18 protein-coding genes are annotated in these 21668 nt (G+C 70.4%); 6 read left to right on the top strand and 12 right to left on the bottom strand.

The window, feature by feature from the left end; genetic code table 11:
• Positions 1-12 precede the first annotated feature (12 nt).
• Positions 13-888, bottom strand: a complete 876-nt coding sequence (locus tag OG504_RS06235; RefSeq protein WP_405988812.1) for an LLM class flavin-dependent oxidoreductase — start codon at positions 886-888, stop codon at positions 13-15.
• A 165-nt stretch (positions 889-1053) separates the two neighbouring features.
• Between OG504_RS06235 and OG504_RS06230 the strand changes: the two genes are divergently transcribed.
• Positions 1054-1665 (top strand): TetR/AcrR family transcriptional regulator, encoded by a 612-nt coding sequence (locus tag OG504_RS06230; RefSeq protein WP_405988811.1) that lies wholly within the window; start codon positions 1054-1056, stop codon positions 1663-1665.
• Between the two features lie 122 nt (positions 1666-1787).
• Entirely contained in the window at positions 1788-3422 is a 1635-nt protein-coding gene (locus tag OG504_RS06225) for a TauD/TfdA family dioxygenase (RefSeq protein ID WP_405988810.1), read from the top strand.
• A gap of 43 nt (positions 3423-3465) precedes the next feature.
• On the opposite strand, the gene OG504_RS06220 is transcribed toward OG504_RS06225, so the two are convergent.
• Both OG504_RS06220 and OG504_RS06215 read right to left on the bottom strand, forming a co-directional pair.
• The gene (locus OG504_RS06220) at positions 3466-4239 is read right to left on the bottom strand and encodes a GntR family transcriptional regulator (protein ID WP_405988809.1); all 774 of its coding nucleotides are present in this window, start codon (positions 4237-4239) and stop codon (positions 3466-3468) included.
• A 29-nt stretch (positions 4240-4268) separates the two neighbouring features.
• Positions 4269-4661, bottom strand: coding sequence for a DUF5997 family protein (locus OG504_RS06215; protein ID WP_405988808.1), 393 nt, complete (start codon positions 4659-4661; stop codon positions 4269-4271).
• Positions 4662-4719: 58 nt separating this feature from the next.
• Here OG504_RS06215 and OG504_RS06210 point away from each other — a divergent pair, with 58 nt between their 5' ends.
• Positions 4720-5487 carry a LysR family transcriptional regulator substrate-binding protein gene (locus tag OG504_RS06210; RefSeq protein ID WP_405988807.1) on the top strand — a complete coding sequence of 256 codons (768 nt, stop codon included), beginning with the start codon at positions 4720-4722 and terminating at the stop codon, positions 5485-5487.
• A 93-nt stretch (positions 5488-5580) separates the two neighbouring features.
• On the opposite strand, the gene OG504_RS06205 is transcribed toward OG504_RS06210, so the two are convergent.
• From OG504_RS06205 to OG504_RS06195, 3 genes are all read right to left on the bottom strand, one after another.
• On the bottom strand, positions 5581-5964 hold the full coding sequence (locus OG504_RS06205) for a BlaI/MecI/CopY family transcriptional regulator (protein WP_405988806.1): 384 nt from the start codon (positions 5962-5964) through the stop codon (positions 5581-5583).
• Between the two features lie 241 nt (positions 5965-6205).
• On the bottom strand, positions 6206-7798 hold the full coding sequence (locus tag OG504_RS06200; RefSeq protein WP_405988805.1) for a peptidoglycan-binding protein: 1593 nt from the start codon (positions 7796-7798) through the stop codon (positions 6206-6208).
• Positions 7799-8200: 402 nt separating this feature from the next.
• The gene (locus OG504_RS06195; protein WP_405988804.1) at positions 8201-8893 is read right to left on the bottom strand and encodes a helix-turn-helix domain-containing protein; all 693 of its coding nucleotides are present in this window, start codon (positions 8891-8893) and stop codon (positions 8201-8203) included.
• A 690-nt stretch (positions 8894-9583) separates the two neighbouring features.
• Here OG504_RS06195 and OG504_RS06190 point away from each other — a divergent pair.
• The 3 genes from OG504_RS06190 to prcB all read left to right on the top strand — a co-directional run bounded on the left by OG504_RS06190 (position 9584) and on the right by prcB (position 12948).
• On the top strand, positions 9584-11065 hold the full coding sequence (locus OG504_RS06190; RefSeq protein WP_405988803.1) for a hypothetical protein: 1482 nt from the start codon (positions 9584-9586) through the stop codon (positions 11063-11065).
• Complete coding sequence (locus OG504_RS06185) at positions 11062-12021, top strand: YbhN family protein (protein ID WP_405988802.1); 960 nt, start codon at positions 11062-11064, stop codon at positions 12019-12021. The genes OG504_RS06190 and OG504_RS06185 overlap by 4 nt, the downstream gene beginning before the upstream one ends.
• Before the next feature lie 72 nt (positions 12022-12093).
• Entirely contained in the window at positions 12094-12948 is an 855-nt protein-coding gene (prcB, locus tag OG504_RS06180) for a proteasome subunit beta (protein WP_405988801.1), read from the top strand.
• Between the two features lie 25 nt (positions 12949-12973).
• On the opposite strand, the gene araD is transcribed toward prcB, so the two are convergent.
• From araD to OG504_RS06150, 6 genes are all read right to left on the bottom strand, one after another.
• The gene (gene araD, locus OG504_RS06175; RefSeq protein ID WP_405988800.1) at positions 12974-13699 is read right to left on the bottom strand and encodes an L-ribulose-5-phosphate 4-epimerase AraD; all 726 of its coding nucleotides are present in this window, start codon (positions 13697-13699) and stop codon (positions 12974-12976) included.
• A 37-nt stretch (positions 13700-13736) separates the two neighbouring features.
• Entirely contained in the window at positions 13737-15254 is a 1518-nt protein-coding gene (gene araA / locus OG504_RS06170) for an L-arabinose isomerase (protein ID WP_405988799.1), read from the bottom strand.
• A gap of 47 nt (positions 15255-15301) precedes the next feature.
• Complete coding sequence (araB, locus tag OG504_RS06165) at positions 15302-16984, bottom strand: ribulokinase (RefSeq protein ID WP_405988798.1); 1683 nt, start codon at positions 16982-16984, stop codon at positions 15302-15304.
• A gap of 129 nt (positions 16985-17113) precedes the next feature.
• Entirely contained in the window at positions 17114-19678 is a 2565-nt protein-coding gene (locus tag OG504_RS06160) for a CBM35 domain-containing protein (protein ID WP_405988797.1), read from the bottom strand.
• Positions 19679-19774: 96 nt separating this feature from the next.
• Positions 19775-20629 (bottom strand): carbohydrate ABC transporter permease, encoded by an 855-nt coding sequence (locus OG504_RS06155; RefSeq protein WP_043662415.1) that lies wholly within the window; start codon positions 20627-20629, stop codon positions 19775-19777.
• Positions 20626-21591, bottom strand: a complete 966-nt coding sequence (locus OG504_RS06150; RefSeq protein ID WP_405988796.1) for a carbohydrate ABC transporter permease — start codon at positions 21589-21591, stop codon at positions 20626-20628. Before OG504_RS06150 ends, OG504_RS06155 begins: the two co-directional genes overlap by 4 nt.
• Between the last annotated feature and the right edge of the window lie 77 nt (positions 21592-21668).

Below are 21668 nucleotides of genomic sequence, written 5' to 3'. Positions count from 1 at the left end.
TGGCAAGGGCGTTCAGGTCGCCTTGCTGATCACCTCGTCGGCGATCCAGCGCGCGACGTCGGCGGGGTAGGGCGCGGGGAGCCCGAGGACGATGTGGGGGAAGCCCGCGTCGAGCGCCTCGCGGATCGCGGCGCGGGTGGCTTCGGGACGGTCGTAGGAGAGGGAGAGATGGATGGAGCGGGTGATCGTGGCGGGGTCGCGGCCGATCTCGGCGCAGTAGCGGTCGAGGAGTGCGCTGCGGCTGACGGCGTCCTCGATGTCGCCGCCGGGGATGTTCCACAGGTCGGCGTGCTCGGCGACCACGCGCAGGGTCGCGGCCGCGCGTCCGCCGATGAGGATCGGCGGGTGGGGGCGCTGGACGGGCTTGGGGTTGCCGAACGCTCCGGTCAGGTGGTGGTGGGTGCCGTGGAAGTCGAAGGGTCTCTCCTCGGTCCACAACCGGCGGATCACCGTGCAGGCCTCGGCGAGGCTCGCCACGGCGTGCGCCGAGTCGTGGAAGGGGAGGCCGTGCGCCTCGTACTCCCGCCTGGCGAGGGGATGGTCGGGGCGTGAGCCGACGCCGATGCCGAAGTCCAGCCGTCCGCCGGAGACGATGTCGACGGTCGTGGCGATCTTGGCCAGCATCGCGGGAGGCCGGATGCGGTTGCTGGTGACCAGCACGCCGAGCCGCAGCCGCCGGGTCTGCGCGGCGAGGGCGGAGAGCAGCGTCCAGCCCTCGAAGGCCGGGCCGTCCGGGTCGCCGCCGATCGGCATGAGGTGGTCGAACAGCCAGGCGTGCTCGATCTCCGGGACGGTGTCGGCCTCCTGCCAGACGCGGAGCAGGTCGGCGTACTCGACCTGCATGGGGGCGGTCATGATTCCGAAGCTGGGGCGGGGGGTGTGGGGCATGGCGCCGTCCGTTCTTCTGAACCGCTCTTCTGCACCGCGTGGTGGCAGGCGTGGCTTGGTCGTCCGGCCTCTGCTCTGGCATCATGGGCAAGCGGAACCTTGTTCCGGAAACGATACGGAACAAGGTTCCGGTTTGGCAAGTCATGAAGGTGGAGGAGTTGCGCGGTGAGTGAGAACGGTGCGGACGAGGGGCGCGCGACCCGGCCCGCGAAGGCGGACGGCCAGTCCAAGCGGGCCGACGCCCGGCGCAACAAGGAGACCCTCCTCGACGCCGCCGCCAAGGTCTTCGTGGCGTCGGGTGTGGACGCTCCCGTGCGTGACATCGCGCGCGAGGCCGGCGTCGGACTCGGCACCATCTACCGGCACTTCCCGACGCGCGCGGATCTCGTCATCGCCGTCTACCGGCACCAGGTCGAGGCCTGCGCCGAAGCCGGTCCGGCGCTGCTGGCGAGCAGCGCCACGCCGTACGCCGCGCTGCGGGAGTGGATCAATCTCTTCGTCGACTTTCTGGTCACCAAGCACGGACTCGCCGCGGTGCTGCGGTCCGACACCGCCGGCTTCGAGGCATTGCACGGCTACTTCCTGGACCGCCTGCTGCCCGTGTGTGCCGAGCTGTTCGACGCGGCGGTCGCCGCCGGCGAGGTCCGGTCGGACCTGACGTCCTACGAGATCATGCGCGGCGTCGGCAACCTCTGCGTCGGCGCGGAGGGTGACGAGCGCTACGACGCGCTCCGGCTTGTCGATGTCTTCGTCGCGGGCATGCGTCTGTCCCGCTGACCGGGTTGCCGCCGCCTCGTTCATGCGCGGGTAGCCGGTGCGTCACTTGCTGCTCATCCGGTGCTGAGACGTTCCCTCTGTCGGAAAAGTTGGCTATACAACTTCGAGAGAGAGTGATGGCGATGTCACCGTCCGTAGAAGATCTGCCGCTCACCTGGCTGCGGGACAACTGTCCCTGCCCCCGGTGCCGCGACCCCCGCAACGGGCAGAAGCTGTTCCAGATCACCGAACTGCCCATCGGCCTCGCGCTCGACGCCGTACGGCGGACGGCCGACGGCGTCGAGGTCGACTGGGCGCCGGACGGGCACCGTTCCGCGTACTCCGCGCAGTGGCTGACCGCCAACCGGCCCGACGGAGGGGACGGTTCAGGGGACCGGCGTGGTGAGAACGGCAAGACCCTGTGGGCCGCCGCCGACCTGAACAGCCGTCTCCCCGAGGCGAATTGGGCGGAGTATCTGGGCGACCCGGCGGCCAGGGCGCGGGTGCTGGAGTCGGTTCTCGGGCTCGGCTTCGCGCTGTTGCGTGACGTGCCGTGCCGCGAGGGGCAGGTGCTGGAGGTCGCGGAGACCTTCGGGTACGTCCGTGAGACCAACTACGGGCGGCTCTTCGACGTACGGGTCGAACCGGACCCCAACAACCTCGCCTTCACCGGCGCCCGGATCACCCCGCACACCGACAACCCGTACCGCGACCCGGTGCCCACCCTCCAACTCCTGCACTGCCTGACCAACGCGGCGGTCGGCGGTGACTCCGGACTGGTCGACGGGTTCAAGGCCGCCGCGCTGCTCCGTGCCGAGGACCCGGAGGCGTTCGCCGTACTGACGCGCACTCCTGTGCCGTTCCGATTCGGCGATGCGCAGACCGTGTTGGCCGCCGACCGGCCGTTGATCGACGTGGACGGGCGGGGCCGGATCCGCGAGGTGCGCTTCAACAACCGTTCCATCGGCACCCTGTTGCTGCCCGCCGCCGAACTGGCGGCCTTCTACCGGGCCTACCGCACCTTCGCCGAGATCACCCTGCGCCCCGAACTCCAGCTGGAATTCCGGCTGTTGCCCGGCGACTGCCTGATCTTCGACAACGTCCGCCTGCTGCACGCGCGTACGGCCTTCGAGGAGAGCGGCGCCCGTCACCTCCAGGGCGCCTACGCCGACATCGACGCACTCGCCGGCACGTTGGCCGTCCTGCGTCGCGAACGGGCCGTAGCGGGTGCGGAGTTCGTGGACGAGCTGGCCGAACTCTTCGCGGGTGAGGGTGCGAGCGCCTACCTGGGGGAGGAGGTCACGATGGCGCAGCACATGCTCCAGGCGGCGGCGCGTGCCGAAGAGGCGGGCGCGCCCGACGCGTTGATCGCCGCCGCGCTGCTGCACGACCTCGGGCACTTCCACGGGCCGGTCAGCGGTGAGGAGTTGATGGAGGGCACCGACAACCGGCACAACCACACCGGGGCGGACCGGCTGGCCGAGTGGTTCGGTCCCGAGGTCACCGAGCCGATCCGGCTGCATGTGGCGGCGAAGCGGTATCTGTGCGCGGTCGAGCCGGGTTACTTCGGCCGGCTCTCCGAGGCTTCGGTGTACACGCTGGAGGTGCAGGGTGGTCCGATGTATCCGGCCGAGGTCGCCGTGTACGAGGCGAATCCCTACGCGGCCGACGGGGTCGCGGTGCGCCGCTGGGACGACGAGGGCAAGGACCCCGAGGCGCCGACCCCGGACTTCGCGCACTTCCGGCCGCTGCTCACGGCCTTGCTGCGGAAGGACTGAACAGGGCCTGCCTATAAGGACCGTAAGGACTACAAGGACTGGCTCAGGCGTCGTCGGCCGGGCGGCGGGCCAGCGAACCGGAGGCGGCCGAGCTGTGCACGGTGAAGGCCACGGTCTCCGGGAGGTACCGGTCCTCGGACCATTCGACCGGGGTTCCCGCCGGATCCGTACTGCACCGGCGTTCGCGCAGCAGCGGGTCGCCGGGCCGGCAGCCGAGCAGCCGGGCGTCCTCCTCGTCGGCCCGGCACAGGTCGATCGTGTGCTGGGCGTCCGCGATCAGCACGCCCGACTCCTCCAGGGCGACGGTGTGCGACACGGTGTCCGGCGGCAGCTCGGCGATCAACTCGCCCACGGCGGACGGGTATACGGTCCGCTCGATCATCACAGGCCGCCCCGAGAGGGTGCGCAGCCGCCGCACTTCGTAGATCTCCGCCCCTGCGGGCAGGCGCAGTCGGTCCCGCTCGGTCGCGTCGGCGGGGCGGGTCTCCACGGTGACGATCCGGGCGCCGGGCTCCTCGCCCGTGGAGCGGGCCCAGCGGGTGAAGCTGAGGAGTTCGCCGAAGCTCTGCGGGCGGGGCGTGCCGATCACGACGCGTCGGGTGCCGCGCCGGGAGGCGATCAGGCCCTCGGTGCGCAGGAGGGCCATCGCCTGGCGGACCGTGCCCCGGGAGACGCCGTACCGTTCGGCGAGTTCGCCCTCGGCAGGGAGCCGGCCGCCGGAGCCGTAGCGGCCCTCGCCGATCTCGCGGCCGAGGTCGGCCGCGACCTTGCGGTACATCGCCGGGGGTCTTCCCGTGCCGGCCGGGCCGTCCGTCACCGTGCGCGTCTCCCTGGGTACCGAGGCCGTCAGTCGTTGTCCGCGTTCTCGGCGTTCTTCTTGTTCTTGATCCGCTCGGCTTCCTTGCGGACCTCGGCCTGAGTGGCGCGCTCCTTCTCCAGCCACTCGGGGCCGTCCTTCTTGAGCGCCTCGATCTGCTCGGTGGTGAGGGGCTCGGTGACCCCGCCGCGGGCGAGACCGGCGATGGACACGCCGAGCCTGGCCGCGACGACCGGACGCGGGTGCGGGCCGTTGGCGCGCAGGTCGCGCAGCCACTCGGGCGGGTTGGCCTGCAGCTCGTTCAGCTCGGCGCGGGAGACCTCGGCCTTCTGGAACTCGGCGGGGGTGGCCTCTAGGTACACACCCAGCTTCTTCGCCGCCGTGGCGGGCTTCATGGTCTGGGTGGTCTGGTGCGACTTCATACCGTCAAGAGTATCGACCGCGTTCGAGACCTCCGACCACGGCGGGTAACCTTGCGGGGTGACAGGCTCGGAAGCATCCCCCACGTTCCGGCTCGCGTACGTCCCCGGGGTGACGCCCGCCAAGTGGGTGCGGATCTGGAACGAGCGCCTGCCCGACGTCCCCCTCGTCCTCGTACCGGTCCCGGCCGCCGAGGCAGCCGATGTGCTGCGACGCGGCGACGCCGACGCCGGACTCGTACGGCTGCCGGTCGACCGTGAGGTCTTCAGCGCGATCGCCCTCTACACCGAGGCGACCGTGGTCGTAGCCCCGAAGGACCACGTCGTGACGGCGGCCGAAGAGGTGTCCCTCGACGAACTCGCCGACGAGGTGGTCCTCCACCCCCTCGACGACGTCCTCGACTGGCAACAGCCGCCCGGGGAGCCCGCGTTCGAGCGTCCCGCGACCACCGAGGACGCCGTCGAACACGTGGCGTCGGGCATCGGCATCCTCTACGTCCCCCAGTCGCTGGCCCGGCTGCACCACCGCAAGGACCTCACCTACCGGACCGTCGTCGACGCCCCCCAGTCGGACGTCGCCCTGTCCTGGCCCGAGGACGCGACCACCGAGCTGGTCGAGGACTTCATCGGCATCGTGCGCGGCCGCACGGTCAACAGCACGCGGGGGCGCACTCCGACGCCCGCCCAGCCGAAGACCAAGGCGAAGGCGAAGCGTACGGAGGCGCCCGCGAGGCGTAAGCCGGCGACCGGCAAGTCCACCGGAAAGAACCCCCGAGGCTCCTCCGGCGGCACCAAGGGAACCAAGCGCGGCAAGCCCCGCGGTCGCTGACGGCCGGCGTGTTCTGCCGAGTCCCGCTCGAACACCCCGCCGCCTGCGCCTAGTTGAGCACCCCGGTCGGCAACGGGGTGCAGACGTCGAACCTCATCCCGCGCCCCCGGCCAGCAGCTCGCGCAGCGCCCTCTCCTCCTCGGGACTGAGACCGCTCACGAACTGCTGCAGCGCGCCGATCGGATCCGGCCCCCGGTCCAGCGCCTCGTGCATCGCCTCCGCGGTCAACTCTGCCGCGTTCTTCGCCGGCCGATAACAACCGCGCCGCCCCTCCGCGTCCCGTAGAACGAGCCCCTTGTCGTAGAGCCGCTTGAGGATCGTGTGCACGGTGTTGTAGGCGAGCGGGCCGTCGATCTGGGCCTGGATCTCGGCCGGGGTCAGCGGCCGGTCGGTCGCCCACAACGAGGCGAGGACCTCGCTCTCCAGCTCACCGGCGCTGCGCCGCTCCGCCCGGACCTGGGGGTCTCTGCCAGCCATGGCGCTCACCTTACAGCGTGTAGGGCGCGATGCGCCTACCCCTGGGCGCTCTGACCAGGCTCTTCTGCCTGGTCGGGGTCGATCGATGCGCCGGGGGGCTTCCTGCTTCTGCCTGAGGGAAGACGGTCCGGCGACCGCCGCAACCGAAATCGGGCGCCGGCCGCGCGGTGAGCGAGTGCGGGACGAAGTGACCGTCGTGGTCACCCCGCCCCGCACACTCGCCACCGGAGGGGCTCGGCGGTCAGCTGCCGACGAGCATCTGCCAGGTCTGCGGGCCGACTTGGCCGTCGACGCCGAGGCTGTGCGCGGACTGGAAGGCCCGGGCGGCGCTGTTGGTGCCGGAGCCGAAGTTGCCGTCGACGGTGAGGCCGTAGCCGAACTTGTTCAGTTCCACCTGGGCGGAGCGGACGGCGTCGCCGGTGGAACCCTGCTGGACCTGGACGATCAGCGCGGACCAGGTCTGTGGGCCTATCTCGCCGTCGACGCCGAGGCCGTGTGCGGACTGGAAGCTCTTGGTCGCGGCGAGGGTGTCCGCCCCGAACTGGCCGTCCGCGGTGATCGACGCACCGTGGTAGCGCAGCAGGTACTGCGCGGCCAGCACATTGTTCCCGCTGTCCCCGTCGATGACGTTCGGCCAGGGCGGCGCGACGGTGCCTCCGCCCGTGGCGCCGGTCCCGGTACCCACGAGCACCTGCCAGGTCTGTAGGCCGACCTGGCCGTCGACGCCGAGGCCGTGTGCGGACTGGAAGGCCCGGGCGGCGGTGTCGCTGCCGGAGCCGAAGTCGCCGTCGACGGTGAGGCCGTAGCCGAACCGGTTGAGCTCCACCTGGGCGGCCCGGACGGCGTCGCCGGTGGAGCCTTCCTGCACCTGGACGATCAGTGCCGACCAGGTCTGTGGGCCTATCTGGCCGTCGACGCCGAGGCCGTGTGCGGACTGGAAGCTCTTGGTCGCGGCGAGGGTGTCCGCCCCGAACTGGCCGTCCGCGGTGATCGACGCACCGTGGTAGCGCAGCAGGTACTGCGCCGCCTGCACGCTGGGCCCCGTCATGCCGTCGGTGATGTTCGGCCAGGACGGCAGGATGACACCGGTACCGCCGCCGCCCGTGCCGCCCCACTGTCCGACGTCGGCGGCCATCGCCTGGTCGAGGTCCGCGTCGTGCCCGGCGACCGAGATGCCGTTCTGGACCTGCCGCAACTGCGCGCGGCTGTCCCAGCTCCCGCCGGACCACGCGTACGTCTGCCAGCCCCAGGTTATTTTCCCGTTGTCGAAGAGCTCCTTGATCACGTGGTAGCCGCCGTACGCACCGGTCCGGGACCGGCCGATCACCGAGGCGACGCCGTCGAAGTAGGAGTTGAGCGCGGAATACATCGAGGACTGAAGGTCGAAGTCGACGCTGAAGTAGATCGGCCGCGTCGACGGCATCCCGCTGGCCAGCGCTTGCCGCTGTGCCTCGGTGGCATGCCCGGCCCCCTGGGAGTACGGGTCTGCGGGGACGCCGCTCTGCCAGTCCTGCAGCCCGTCGGACTCCCAGTTGGAGACGATGCCCAGATCCGCGGCGGTCAGGGCCTGGGCCTCGGACAGGGTGAGGACCTTCGGGTTCGGCAGCCAGCTGAGGTAACGGCACACGAAGCCGTAGCCCGCCGCGGCGACCGAACCGGCGGTGAGCGACGCGTCGGAGTAGTCGATCCCGTAGCCGGTCGCCGCGGTCGCCGAGGAAGCCGCGGACGCCGACTGAGCGAATCCGATGCCGGTCGCGGTGGCCACCGCGGCGCCGCCGGCGAGGGTCAGCAGTCTGCGTCGCGACACATGACGGCCGTGGTCAAACAGGTCCATGACACGTTCCAATCCTTGACGACTGATTGCGGTGAGCAACATGGGGGCCGCTGGGCGACGCGGCATTCGAGTCCTGCCGGAGCCAACTGCCGAGTGCTTGGGATGCCAGTCGGAAGCAGCGCTGCAGGTGATCTTTGGGCCCCGGTCCAGCCCGTGTCCACAGCGAATCGGGATCTGGTGGGATCGCGGGACGGTACCGGCACTGACCTGCTGGGATCCGCAGCGGTGTGACGGTTGAGCGGGACAGTTCCGGCGCGGCCGCCGAACAGGGCGGGCGCGTGGGTGCCGGCCCAGGTCTCGGCCGCGGGGGTGCTGATGCTGTGGAAGCAGCGGGAAGCCGCCCGGAGCTTTCCGGGGTCTTCGAAGGTGAGCGATGCGCTGATTCGGCCTGCTGGCGCGACGTCACACTCGGTGTCGCGTCGAGTGGCTTGGCCCTGGACGCAAGGTGCCAGTGGTCCTCCGAGGTGAGCGGCTGGCGGACGGGACACGCCGGGTCCACGTGCCCCGCAGGCCACCGCCGTGGTCGACCATTTCCATGTCGTCCAGCTCGCCGACACGGGCGTGCCAGCGACCCGGGGGGAAGGCGAGGCGGCGCCTGCTGCGCGGCCCGCCGGGTCGCCAGTGCGCGGTCAGGCGGTAACAGGTGGCAGCGGTGTGCGACGACTCCGACAGACATGCGGTCAGGGGCGTGCCGCCACGGTGGAGTCCGAGCAGCGGGGTGTCGACGAACGCGTCCAGCTCGCGGGTGCTGTGCACCGCGATGGTCTGCGTGGGCTGCGTGGGCTGCGCGGGCTCGGACTCGGACGGCGAGGCCGGCTCCGAGGGCCCGGACCTCCGAGCGTTCACAGCCGCGTCCAGCCGCGTGAGGAGCTGCACCGGATCGGCGCCCACCAACTTCGCCAGGGACCGCACCGCCGCGGGAGGTGGCAGCGCACGGCCGCTCAGACAGCGCTCCCAGGAGGAGGTGCTGTACCCGGTGGCCGAGGCCAGTTCCTTGACCGACAACCCGCTGAAGTCCTTGGCCTTGCACGGGTGCGCCACCAGTGCGGCCACCGCCGGGTCGATCCCCGCAGGCAAGGCACGCCACCGCGCCATCCCACCCCCTTCGAAGACTGCGCCCTCTTCCGGCGCGGAGCATAGCGGCCCGGATCGTCCCAACCCGACCCCCTCCGATCCCAACTGGCCGGTGTTTCCCAGGTGTTGGCCCAGCCGGACGCGGGCCGGGTTCCGGCCGACGACGCCACGACCTGCGGCACCGCTTCCTGAGCCAGTGCGTCCCGTGACCGTCCCGCCCTCGTCCCGTCTCGGCGGCCTGCTCGGGTACGTCGGTGAACGCCACCCGTTGGTCCTGGGCGCCGGACCAGCCGAAGCGGATCAACGCGAGACCTGCTTTGACGGGAGTTCCGCCGGCCCGGTAGATGGCGTCGAAGCGGTCCCGGATCTCGGGATTGAATTCCCAGGAGACATGAGAAAGCACGAGGTGGCTGCCCGGAGCCATGGGTTCCAGCAGTTCGCTTCCGGTTCTTCCAGTGAGGGAGGAAAGAGCGGACTACGACCGCCGCAATGAGCCCCGGCTGCTACACCTCGACCGACCTGCCCACCTGTATATCCACGCGATGCGCATCGTCACCGGTCACGTGGAGCCGTCAGTCGCTTGGCTGAATTACAGGCCGCAGTCCCGCCTGCCGCGCGGTAGTTTGTCCATGTTTTCCCTGGCTCCTGCCTTCAGAATCACAGGCTGTAGGGTGCTGGAAACCCTACAAACTGTAGGGGGAGGGGTGGGTAATGTCCGGCAGCGCGTACGCCACACTCGCCGGGACCCGACGGCTCGGACCGCCGACCGCGTCCCGGCGCTCGGAGTACCCGCACGCCGCGGTGGCAGGGGCCTTCACCCTGGCCCAACTCGTCTTCGTACGCCCCGGGTTGGGCCTCGGCTGGGACGAGACCGTCTACGTCAGCCAGATCAGCGCGCACGCCCCCGCCGCCTTCTTCAGCGCACCCCGCGCCCGCGGCATCTCTCTCCTGGTCGCCCCCATCACCTCCTGGTCCTCGTCCACCACCCTCCTCCGCGTCTACCTCGCCGCCCTCTCCGGCCTGGCCCTGTTCCTCGCCCTCCGCGCCTGGCGCGGCCTGTTCCCGATCCGCGTCCTCGCCCTGGCAGGCGCCCTGTTCGCCTCCCTCTGGGTGACCCTCTTCTACGGCCTCCAGGCCATGCCCAACTACTGGGTCGCCGTGGGCGCCCTCGCCGCCGCGGGCTGCTGCCTGCGCGCCCGGGCCGACCGCTCCGACCGGACCGCGCTGTGGGGCCTGGCGGCGAGCGCCTCCCTGATGGCGTGGATTCGCCCGACGGACGCGGTCTGGGCGACACTGCCGCTGCTGGCACTCCTCGTGGCCGTCCGTCACTGGCGCCCGCTCATCGTCCTCCTCGCCGGGCTCGCGTCCGGCGCCGCGGAGTGGGTGATCGAGGCGTACGTCAGTTACGGCGGCCTGACGGAGCGGCTGCACGAGGCGTCGGCCATCGAGGGCGGACTGGGCTGGAATGTGGCGGTCCTCGACCAGTTGCGCAGTCTGGGCGGACGCGCCCTGTGCCGCCCGTGCACGGGGGAGACGCCCAACCCGGCGGTCGACGTGTGGTGGCTCGTGCTGCCCGTGTTCGCCGTCGTCGGCCTCGTCGTGGCGATCCGCGCCCGGCGTACGTCGGCCACCCTCGTCCCTCTCGCCTGCGCCGCCACGGCCGCCTTCCCGTACCTGTTCATGATCGGGTACGCGGCTCCGCGCTTCCTCCTGCCCGCCTACGCGCTGGTGGCGATCCCGGTCGCCGACGCGCTGATCCACCTGGTCACCAGACCGACCGGAGCGTGGCGCCGGGTCGCGGTGACCCTGCTCGCGATCGGCCTCGCCGGTCACCTGGCAATCCAACTCGCCGTCCTGGAACGGACGGTGAACCGTACGAACACCCAGCACCGCGACTGGTCCCGCACCGCCGCCGAACTCCACCGCCTCGGAGTGCGCAAGCCCTGTCTGCTCACCGGCCAGGACGCCATCCCGATCGCCTTCTACACGGGCTGCGCCTCGGCCGCGACCGGGGGCCACAACGCCAACACGTCCCGGACGACCCTCGACCGTACGGCCCGCCGTATGCCCGTCGCCGACATCACGCCGACCGGCAGCCGCCCACCCGCGTACGCCCGCGACTGGCCCGCCCACCGTTACGGCGCGGTGGAGCTACGTGTCGCTCCGAGCGCGGAGAAGGGCGGAGACGGATGACGGCACCGCCCGCCCCCACCCGGACGACGACCACCACTACCCGCCGCCGACACGCTTACTGGCAGACCGCGTTGACCCTCGTTGTCCTGGTCGCCGTCGTCTGTATGGTGCGGCGGCACTGGCCCGTGCTCATGAGCGGGGCCGGGCGGCTTGCCGTCGCCGATCAGGGGTGGCTGCTGGTGGCCGCGACGGCCGCCCTCGGGACATGGGTGTCCTCGGCGCTCGCACAGCAGGGTGCCGTGCCCCAACGGCTGCCCGGCAGAAGGCTGGTGGCCTCGCAGCTCGCCGCGTCCGCCGCCAACCATGTGCTGCCCGCCGGGCTCGGCGCCGGTGCCGTCAATCTGCGGTTCCTGATGCGCTGTGGGCTTCCGGTCGGGCGTTCGGCGAGTGCTCTCGCCGTCAAGGCGACCGCCGGTGTGGTCGTCCGGATCGTGCTCATCGGGGTTCTCGCCGCGGTGTGTCCGGGGGTGCTGCGCGTCCCGGACATCTCCCTGGGCGTGGTGGGCGTCGTCCTCACGGTCGTCATGCTCGTTGCCGTGCTGCTCAACTGCCCACTGTGGCCCCGGTGTCGGCGCGCGCTCGGCACGGTGCTGACCGACATCCGGGCCGTGCACGTCCGGCCGCACCGGGCGGCCGCCCTGTGGGGCGGCTCGCTGGCCTTCGCCGCCCTGAACTGCCTGGTGCTGATCTGTGTCACCCAGGCCGTCGAACTGCCGCTGTCCCCGGCCCGGGTGGCGCTGCTGTACCTCGCCGCCAGCAGTGCCGCCGCGCTGCTGCCCACGCCGGGCGGCATCGGTTCCCTCGACGCCGCCCTGGTCTTCGCACTCACCGCTTCGGGGACCACGGCGTCGGCAGCCGCTTCCGTCGTTCTCGGCTACCGGCTGCTCACCGTGTGGCTGCCGCTGATCCCGGGCCTGTTGGTGCTCGGGGTGCTGGTCCGGCGCAAGGCGCTCTGACCTCAACGGCGTTTCCCGCGCGGCCGGTTCAGGTAGGAGTCCGATATCTGTCCGCGGGCGAGGGGGAGTTGGATGGCGGAGTACGAGACGAGCGGTCGACTGGCGGACGAGTTCTTCACTCCCGGGACCTCGTCCTTCACCGAGTTCCTGGCGACACACCGGCCCGCACTGCTGCCGACCCGCCGCCCGTTCCCGGAGGGTGTCCGCGCCGGCGCCGACCAATTCCCGCACGGCACCACGGTGTTGGCCCTCTCCTACCGCGACGGCGTGCTCATCGCCGGCGACCGCAGGGCCACCATGGGCAACGTCATCGCGCAGCGCGACCTGGAGAAGGTGCACCCCGCGGACGACTACACCGCGGTCGCCTTCGCCGGTACGGTCGGGCTCGCCGTCGACATGGTGAAGCTGTACCAGGTCGAGCTGACGCACTTCGAGAAGATCGAGGGCATCCCGATGACCCTCAACGCGAAGGCCACCCGCCTTGCCGGCCTGATCCGCCAGAACCTCGGCCAGGCCATGCAGGGCCTCGCCGTCGTACCGCTCCTCGTCGGCTACGACCCCTCAGCGCCCGAAGGAGCCAAGGGCCGCATCTTCACCTTCGACGTCGTCGGCGGCACCTACGAGAAGCCGGACTTCCACGCCGAGGGCTCCGGCTCCCCGTACGCCCGCGGTGCCATGAAGAAGCTGTTCCATCGGGGCATGACCCGGCGCGACGCGGCCCTGACCGCCCTGCAGGCCCTGTACGACGCGGCCGACGACGACTCGGCGACCGGCGGCCCCGACATCAACCGCCGTATTTTTCCCATCGTCTCGGTCATCACCGAGGACGGTTTCGAGCGGCTCCCGGAGTCGGAGACCGAGGCCCTGACCCGGGAGGTGGTCGAACACCGCCACAGCCACCCGGACGGTCCGACCGTCGCGCCCTGAGCGACACGGGTGGCTGTGGCATCGGTCAGAGGACGGGTGCGGGAGCCGGGTTGCCGTAGTACGCGTCGGGGCCGTGCTTGCGGGTGTAGTGGCGGGCCAGCAGGTACGGGGGCGGCGGGGCCGGGGGAGACAGGGCCAGGGTGTTGATGGCCATGTCCGCCACGGCCTCGCAGATGATCGCGTGCTCCAGGGACTTGCGGGCGGTCGCGCCCCAGGTGAAGGGGCCGTGGTTGGCGACGAGGGCGGCCGGGACCTCGGCCGCCCGCTGGTCGTCGGTCTCCAGCAGGTCCACGATCACGCGGCCGGTGTTGTACTCGTAGTCCTTCGCGCACTGGTCGGCCGTGAGGTCCGGGGTGCACGGGACGGGCCCGTTGAAGGTGTCGGCGTGGGTGGTGCCCAGCACCGGTATGTCACGGCGGGCCTGCGCGAAGGCCACCGCGTGGGTCGAGTGGGTGTGGGTGACGCCGCCGATGGACGGGAACGCCAGGTAGAGGCAGCGGTGGGTCTCGGTGTCGGTCGAGGGGCGGAGGCCGCCGTCGACCACCTTGCCGTCGGACAGACGGACGGTCACCAGGTCGTCGAGGACGAGATCCTCGTACGGAACCCCCGAGGGCTTGATGACGAACACCCCCGCCTCACGGTCGACACCGCTCACATTGCCCCAGGTCAGCGTCGCCAGACCGACCTGGGGGATGGTCAGATTGGCGTCCAGTACCTCTTGCCGCAGGCCGTCACGGACTCGCGCGGTCATCGGTGTTCTCCTTGCGCGTGGATCAGGATCATGGGGGTCAGAGGGCCTGGGCGAGCCGGTGATAGGCGGCGTTCCACCGGATCTCCTTGGTGAACTGCCCGGTGCTGGTGGTCTCGTCGATGGTCAGCAGCTCTACGCCGGCCATGGCGGCGTAGTCCGTCAGCGTCTCGGTGTCGACGGCCGAGCTGAGCACGGTGTGGTGCGGGGCACCGGCCAGCAGCCAGCTCTCGGCGGACTCCGCGAGCGAGGGGCGCGGCTTCCACACGGCCCGGGCCACCGGCAGCCGGCGCAGCGGCTCGCTCGGGGTGACCACGTCGACCGTGTTCGCGGTCAGTCGGAAACGGTCGCCGAGGTCGGACAGGCCGACGACCACGGCGGAGCCCGGGGCCGCGTTGAAGACGAGGCGGACCGGGTCCTCGCGGTCGCCGATGGACAGGGGGTGGATCTCGCAGCGCGGGCGCTCGGCCGCCACCGAGGGGCAGACCTCCAGCATGTGGGCGCCGAGGATGCGCGGGGTGCCCGGGCCCAGGTGGTAGGTGTAGTCCTCCATGAAGCTGGTACCGCCGGGCCGTCCCGCGCCCATGACCTTCATCGTGCGCAGCAGCGCCGAGGTCTTCCAGTCGCCCTCGCCACCGAAGCCGTAGCCGTCGGCCATCAGCCGCTGGACGGCGAGACCGGGCAACTGCCGTAGTCCGCCCAGGTCTTCGAAGTTGGTGGTGAACGCGGTGAAGCCGCCCTCGGTGAGGAAGGTACGCAGGCCGATCTCCTGGCGGGCCGCGTACAGGAGGGAATCGTGGCGGATGCCGCCGGGGCGCAGCGCGGGCACGACGTCGTACAACTCGACGTACTCGGCGGCGAGTTCGGCGGCCTCCTTGTCCTCGACCTCGTCCACGACGGCCACCAGGTCGTTGACCGCGTAGGTGTTCACCGAGTAGCCGAACCGCAGTTGGGCCTCGACCTTGTCGCCCTCGGTCACGGCGACATCGCGCATGTTGTCGCCGAAGCGGGCCAGGCGCAGGGTGCGTGAGGCGTGGCGGCCGACGGCGGCCCGCGCCCAGGCCGCCACGCGCCGCACGACCCTCGGGTCGGTCGCGTGACCGGCGACGATCTTGCGGTCGATGCCGAGCCGGGACTCGATGTGCCCGAACTCCCGGTCGCCGTGGGCGGCTTGGTTCAGGTTCATGAAGTCCATGTCGATGCTGGGCCAGGGCAGCGACAGGTTGTACTGGGTGTGCAGATGCAGCAACGGCCGGTCCAGGGCGCTGAGTCCCGCGATCCACATCTTGGCCGGGGAGAAGGTGTGCATCCACACGATCACGCCCACGCAGCTGTCGGAGGCGCTCGCCTCCTGGCACAGCCGGCGGATCGCGTCGGCGTCGGTGAGGACCGGCTTCCACACGATCCTGACCGGGATCTTCCCCGGGCCCCCGAGGATCTCGGAGATGCTCCGGGACTGCTCGGCGACCTGGTGCAGGATGTCGTCGCCGTACAGGCCCTGGCTGCCGGTGAGAAACCAGATCTCCTGGTCGGGGTAGGGCGTGGCGTTGGTGTCCATGAGGGTTCCTTTCAAAGGGAGCTGACCACCGGGCGGGGGATCGCCGCTCAGGCGGAGGCTTCGGCGCGGAGGCGGCGCAGACGGTGCATGACCTCGTTGGCGCCGCGGCCGAAGTAGTCGTGCAGGAGCCGGTATTCGGCGTACAGCCGGTCGTAGGCGGCGGCCCGCTCGGGGTCCGGCTGGTACACGGCCGGGCGGGCCTTGGCCATCGCGTGGGCGGCGGTCCGGATGTCCGGGTACGCGCCGGCCGCGACCGCCGCGTGCATCGCCGCGCCGAGCGCCGGTCCCTGAGCCGAGTCGATGACGCCGAGGGGGAGCCGGGTGACGTCGGCGTAGATCTGCATCAGCAGCGGGTTCTTCATCAGGCCGCCCGCGATGATGAGTTCGCGCACCGGTACGCCGGACGTCTCGAACGCCTCGATGATGGTGCGGGTGCCGAAGGCGGTGGCCTCCAGCAGGGCGCGGTAGATCTCCTCGGGGCGGGTGGAGAGGGTCAGCCCGACCAGGACCCCGCTCAGATCGTGGTCGACGAGCACGGAGCGGTTGCCGCTCTGCCAGTCCAGGGCGATCAACCCGTGCTCACCCACCCGCTGTTGGGCGGCGAGGGCGGTGAGGTGTTCGTGCGGGTCACGGCCGAGCGCGGCGGCCTCCTCGGCGTACGACGCCGGGAACCCGGTGCGCACGAACCAGCCGAAGATGTCGCCGACGCCGCTCTGTCCGGCCTCGTAGCCCCAGAGCCCCGGGAGGATGCCGCCTTCAACTACGCCGCACATGCCCGGCACTTCGGCCCACCGGTCGCTGCTCATCACATGGCAGGTGGAGGTGCCCATGATGGCGACCATCCGGCCCGGTTCGACGGCGGTGGCCGCAGGCGCGGTGACGTGCGCGTCGATGTTCCCGACGCACACGGCGATGCCTTCGGGCAGGCCCGTCCACGCGGCCGCCTCCGCCGTCAACCCACCGGCACGGTCGCCGAGTTGGCCGATCGGCTGGTCCAGCTTGTCGACGACGAAGTCGACGAAGCCGGGGTTGAGCGCGGCCAGATAGTCGGAGGAGGGGTAACTGCCGTCCTGGAGCTGGCCCTTGTACCCGGCGGTGCACGCGTTGCGGACGTAAGTGCCGCTGAGCCGCCACACGATCCAGTCGGCGGCCTCGATCCAGCGTTCCGTCAACTCGTAGAGTTCCGGGTCCTCTTCGAGCAGTTGCAGGGCCTTGGCGAACTCCCACTCCGAGGAGATCTTCCCGCCGTACCGCTGGAGCCAGGGCTCCTTGCGGGCGTCGGCGAGTGCGGTGATGCGGTCGGCCTGGGCCTGCGCGGCGTGATGGCGCCAGAGCTTGACGTAGGCGTGCGGGCGGCCGGTGAGGTAGGGGAGGTCGCACAGGGGCGTGCCGTCGGCGAGGACCGGGAGGACCGTGCACGCGGTGAAGTCCGTGCCGACGCCCACGACTTGCTCGGGTCGTACGCCGGAGCGGGCCAGTGCCTCGGGGACGGCGACGCGCAGGACGTCGATGTAGTCGGAGGGCACCTGGAGCGCCCAGTCGGGCGGCAGCGGGGTGCCGTCGGGGAGGGTCCGGTCGAGGACGGCGTGGGTGTACGGGTGCTCGGCGGCGGCGAGTTCGGCGCCGTCGGAGACACGGACCACCCCGGCCCGCCCGGACAGCGTCCCGTAGTCGACTCCGATGACGTAGGTGTCGGGATGGGTGTGTTCGCTGTTCTCGGCGTTCACCACCGGGCCGCCCTTCTGTTCGATATTCGGGTCATTGTTCGAGATGTCGGATGCGGTGCAGGATAAATCTCTGGGATGGAACCCCCGGCCGGGGCCCGGCACAAGTGCCCGGGCCCCGACCGGAGTTGTGGCTCAGCCGGAGACCGGCGCGACCGTGACGCGGTCGATGTTGGGTGCGTAGGCGCTCGCGTTGGCGAAGCTGATCGTGTTGGTGCCGGCCGTGAGGGTCAGCGGGACGGGCAGGTCCCAGTAGCTGGACCAGCTGTAGTTGTTGCGGAACATGACGGTCTGCGCGGTGCCGCCGTTGACGGAGATCTGGGCCGCCCGGGAGACGACGTTGGTGTTGTAGTTCCCGGAGCCGGAGACCTGGTCGTTGGCGTAGCGGACGTTCATGACGTACCGCCCGGCGCTGGCCGCGGTCACCTGGAAGGTGAGCGTGTTGGCCGAGCCGTTGCCGACATAGCCGACGTACTTGCCGCCCGAGGCCCAGCTGTCCGAGGTGGCGACGGCGGTTCCCGCGAGGGTCGCGCTCTCCGCCTCGTACGCGGAGACGCCCGTGGTGTCACCGCTCGCGGCCACCCGCAGATCGCGCAGGGTCAGCGTGGTGGAGCCCGAAGTGGCCGCCGTGATGCGGTTGTTGCCCGCCGACAGGTACAGCCGCGAACTCTTGTCGGTCAGCGTGCCGCTCGTGGAGGCCAGCGTGACGGCGGTCGCGCCGTCCAGGGTGAGCGTGCCGGACCCGTTGGAGGAGTAGTCGGTGTGGACGGTGTAGTAGCCGTCGGTCGGCGCGTAGACGTCGAAGGCGGCCGAGGTGCCCGAGGTCAGGGCCAGCGCACCGGCCCCCGTCGTACCGGACGCGGTGTAGTTGTACGTCGGCGAGCCGGTGATGTCGGCGTACGTGGCCGGGTAGGAGGTGTCCGCCGTGGAGGCCGCGGTGAGGTCGATCTTGTCGAGGGTGACCTCGTTGGTGCCCTTGGCCAGGGTGATCGTGTGCGTGCCCGCAGTCAGGGACACGGACGCGCTCGCCGTGGAGCGGTAGGTCCAGTTCAGGGTCGGCGTGTAGGTGACCGTCTGCGAGGAACCGCCGTCGACCGTGAGGGTCTGGGTCGCCGGGCCACCGGACTGGTTGCCGTAGAAGACGTTCAGGTTGTACGTGCCCGTCGTCGGGGCCGTGACGGTGAAGGCGACCTTGCTGTCCGACTGGTTGAGGCTGCCGACGTCCTTGGTGCCCGAAGTGGCGTACCCGTAGGCGTTGGTGATGCTGCCCTGGGTGTAGACGGTGCCGTCGGTGACGGTCGCGTTCTCGGCCTCGTACGACGTCGTCGACGGGGCGCTCGCGGCGGTGGGCGTGCCGGTGCCTGCCGGGTTGACGACGATGCGGTAGGCCGACATCGGGTCGAGGTTGGTCAGCGGCACGGTGATGCTGCCGTCGGAGGCGACCGTGTAGGTGCTACGGGCGAGCACTGTGGGCGCCGGGCCCGCACCCTCGTAGCCGCTCCAAGCGGTGCGCTCCACCGAGACGTTGACGGTGCTGCCGAACGACGACGGTATGTTCTTGACGACCGTGTTCGCCGAGCCGGACGTGCCGCCGCCGAGGAGCACCTGGGCCTGCTTGCGGCCGGTGTCCAGGGACGCGATGGCCTGGAGCGTGTCGATGACGTTGGACTGCGGCGGGGTCACCTTGGCGGTCTGGCCGGTCAGGCCCGCGTACCACCGCAGCAGCCACCAGTCGCCGTTGGGGATGTTGGTCTGGCTGACGTTGCCGTCCAGGTTCCCCGCGATGTCCCAGTACGCCTGGTCTGCGTAGACCTTGTTCCGCTCGAACATCGACATCCACTGGATCATCTGACCCGGCACGGAGAGGTCGCGGCGGTCGCCGTACTCGTTGATGTTGACCGGGCGTGGGCTGATGCCCGCGTTGGTCTCGATGGTGCGGTACGCGGCGAGGTTGCCCTCGAAGTTGGAGAGGGAGCTGGGGTCCAGCTCGTGCCAAGTGGTCATGTCCGGAAGGACGTTGTTGGTCTTGGCCCACGGGTAGAAGTCGCCCATGAAACGGGCGTCGTAGTGCGTCTCGTTCGGGCCGGCGATCCGGGCGTTCGGGATGATCGAGCGGATCTTGTTGTAGACCGTCGTCCAGTCGCTCTCGAAGCTGGCGAGCGCGCTGTTGTACGTCGACGTGGTCGAACTGCCAAGCCCGGTGTACCAGTTGCCGTCCGGTTCGTTGAACGGTACCCACACGAACGTGCTCGCGTCGGAGCGCGCCGCGACCTTGGTGACCATCGTGGTGACCTTGGTGAGGTAGTCGCTCAGCCCGAGGTTCTCGTACGGCCACGAGGCGTAGATGTCCTGCATGTAGATGAGGTTGTCGCCGCCGCCACCGCGGGCGAACTCCGGCTGCACGACCAGCGCGTCACCGTTCGGGTGCTGGGCGCCGTCTGGTGCCTTCTGCGCAATGGACGTCATGTGCAGGGGAGTTACCAGGTTGTCGCCGGGGACTCCGTCGTCGCTGAGGCCGTACAGGGCGCCGTTTGCTCCGTGCATGACCGCGCCGGTGGTGGTGCCGAGGTCGACGCTCAGCGTCGGGGTGGCCGCCTGCGCGGCGGGGACGGTCAGCGCCGTGCCCAGGAGGGCGGCGGTCACCACGGTCACGCCCATGAGGGCGCGAACCGAACGGGATCTACGGGGTGTTCGAGGCATGGCTGTCCTCCTCCTCCCGCGGCGTTGCGGGAGGCTGTCGGTACTTCAGGGGGTGACCGGGGCGGCTCAACTGGCCTGGCCCCGGGGCTGCTTGGCCTACTTGACGGCGCCGCTCGTGATGCCGGAGACGATGCGGCGCTGCGCTATGACGAAGACGAGGACCATGGGGAGGCTCATCATCACGACGTAGGCGAAGATCAGGTGCCAGTTGTTGAGGTACAGCTGGGCGTTGGCGACCTGGTAGAGGTTGAGCGGCAGGGTGGCCTTGTCGCCGCCGCCGAGGACGAAGAAGGCGTAGAAGATGTCGCTCCAGGCGTAGAGCATCACCATGATCGTCGCGGTGGCGATGACCGGGCGCAGGAGCGGCAGGATGATGCGGAAGAAGACGCGGACGGGGCCCGCGCCGTCCATGCGGGCGGCCTCCTCCAGCTCCTCGGGGAGGGCGCGGATGAATCCGGTCATGAAGAAGATCGAGGTGGACAGGTACATCCCGGCGTAGACACCGATCATGCCGGGACGGGTGCCGGCCAGGCCGAGTTGGCGCAGTTCCATGACGATGGTGATCACCGCGGGAGGGAGCAGGAGTCCGCTGATGCTCAGCGCGTACAGGGTGTTGACCAGGCGGCCCTTGCGGCGGGCGAACACCCAGGCGGCGCCCGCTCCGAGGAGCAGCACGAGGACGACGGACGGGGCGACGACCAGGAGGCTGTTGACGAAGCCCTGGACGATCTTGCCCTCGTCGAAGCTCTGCTTGTAGTTCGCGGCGGCCTGGACGTGGTGGGGCAGCGAGAGGTTGGGCTTGATCGCCTCGGCCTGCGGTTTGAACGAGGTGACCGCGACGAGCCAGAGCGGGATGCCGATGGTGACGCCGGCGACGATCAGGACGACGAGCGGCTGGACCCAGCGCAGCGGGCGCCGGTGCGCGGGGGCGAACGCGGTAACGGTGGTCACTGGTTGTTCTCCCTGCGGCGCAGGCCGACGATGACGGGCACGGCGAGGACGACGACGATGAGGAAGAGCACCAGGCTCATCGCGGACGCCTGCGCGTACAGGCCCTGGCCGAAGATGCGGAACATGTAGATGTTGAAGACCTCGGTCTCGCCGCCGGGACCGCCTCCGGTGGTCGCCTGCACGATGTCGAAGGTGTTCATGGAGCCGATCAGCGCGGTCGTCACATTGAACGTGACCGCGGGCGCGAGCAGCGGGAACCTGACCGACCAGAAGGTGCGCCACCAGCCGGCCCCGTCGATCCGGGCCGCCTCCAGCACATCACCGGGCATGCTCTTCAGGCCGGCCAGGTAGATCAGCATGGCCAGGCCCATCCATTTCCAGCCGTGGATGAGGGTCACCACGACCAGCGTCCAGGTGGTCGAGCCGAGCCAGGGGGTGTCGACATGGTGTCCGGCGAGCGAGGACAGCACGCTGTTGAGCGCGCCGTCCTGGGCGAGCAGGGCGCGGAAGATGTAGCCGACGGCGAGCGCGGAGATCAGGACCGGGAGGAAGAAGACCGCGCGGAAGAAGCGGTTGAAGCGGGTGTCGCGCTCCAGCAGCAGGGCGAGGGCGAGACCGAAGCCGTTCTGGAAGACGGCCACGAGGACCGCGTATTCGAGCGTGATGCGGATGTCACGGGCCATCGACCCGTCGTGCAGGATGGTGCTGAAGTTCGACAGTCCCACGAAGCCGATCTGCGAGTGGAACGCCGACCAGTCGGTGAACGGGTAGACGAAGTTCAGCAGGTTCGGCAGCAGGAAGAACACGCCGAACACGGCGAGCGCGGGCAGGGCGAACCACCACGGCTGGTTGGCCTTGCCGCGGAGCCGGTTGCGCCGGGACGGCAGGACCTGGGCTTCGTCCTGTTCCCGGCTCTTCGCGCGCGTGGCGTCGAGAGCGTCCATCGTGGCGGTGTCCACCACTTTCTTACCTCCGGTACGGGCCCCGGGCGCACCGCCGACGGGCGGCCCGGGGACGGGCTGGCGAAGAGGCGCCGGTC

The sequence above is a fragment of the Streptomyces sp. NBC_00986 genome, from assembly GCF_045162565.1.
GTDB lineage: Bacteria > Actinomycetota > Actinomycetes > Streptomycetales > Streptomycetaceae > Streptomyces.
This window is presented reverse-complemented; position numbering and strand designations above follow the sequence as displayed.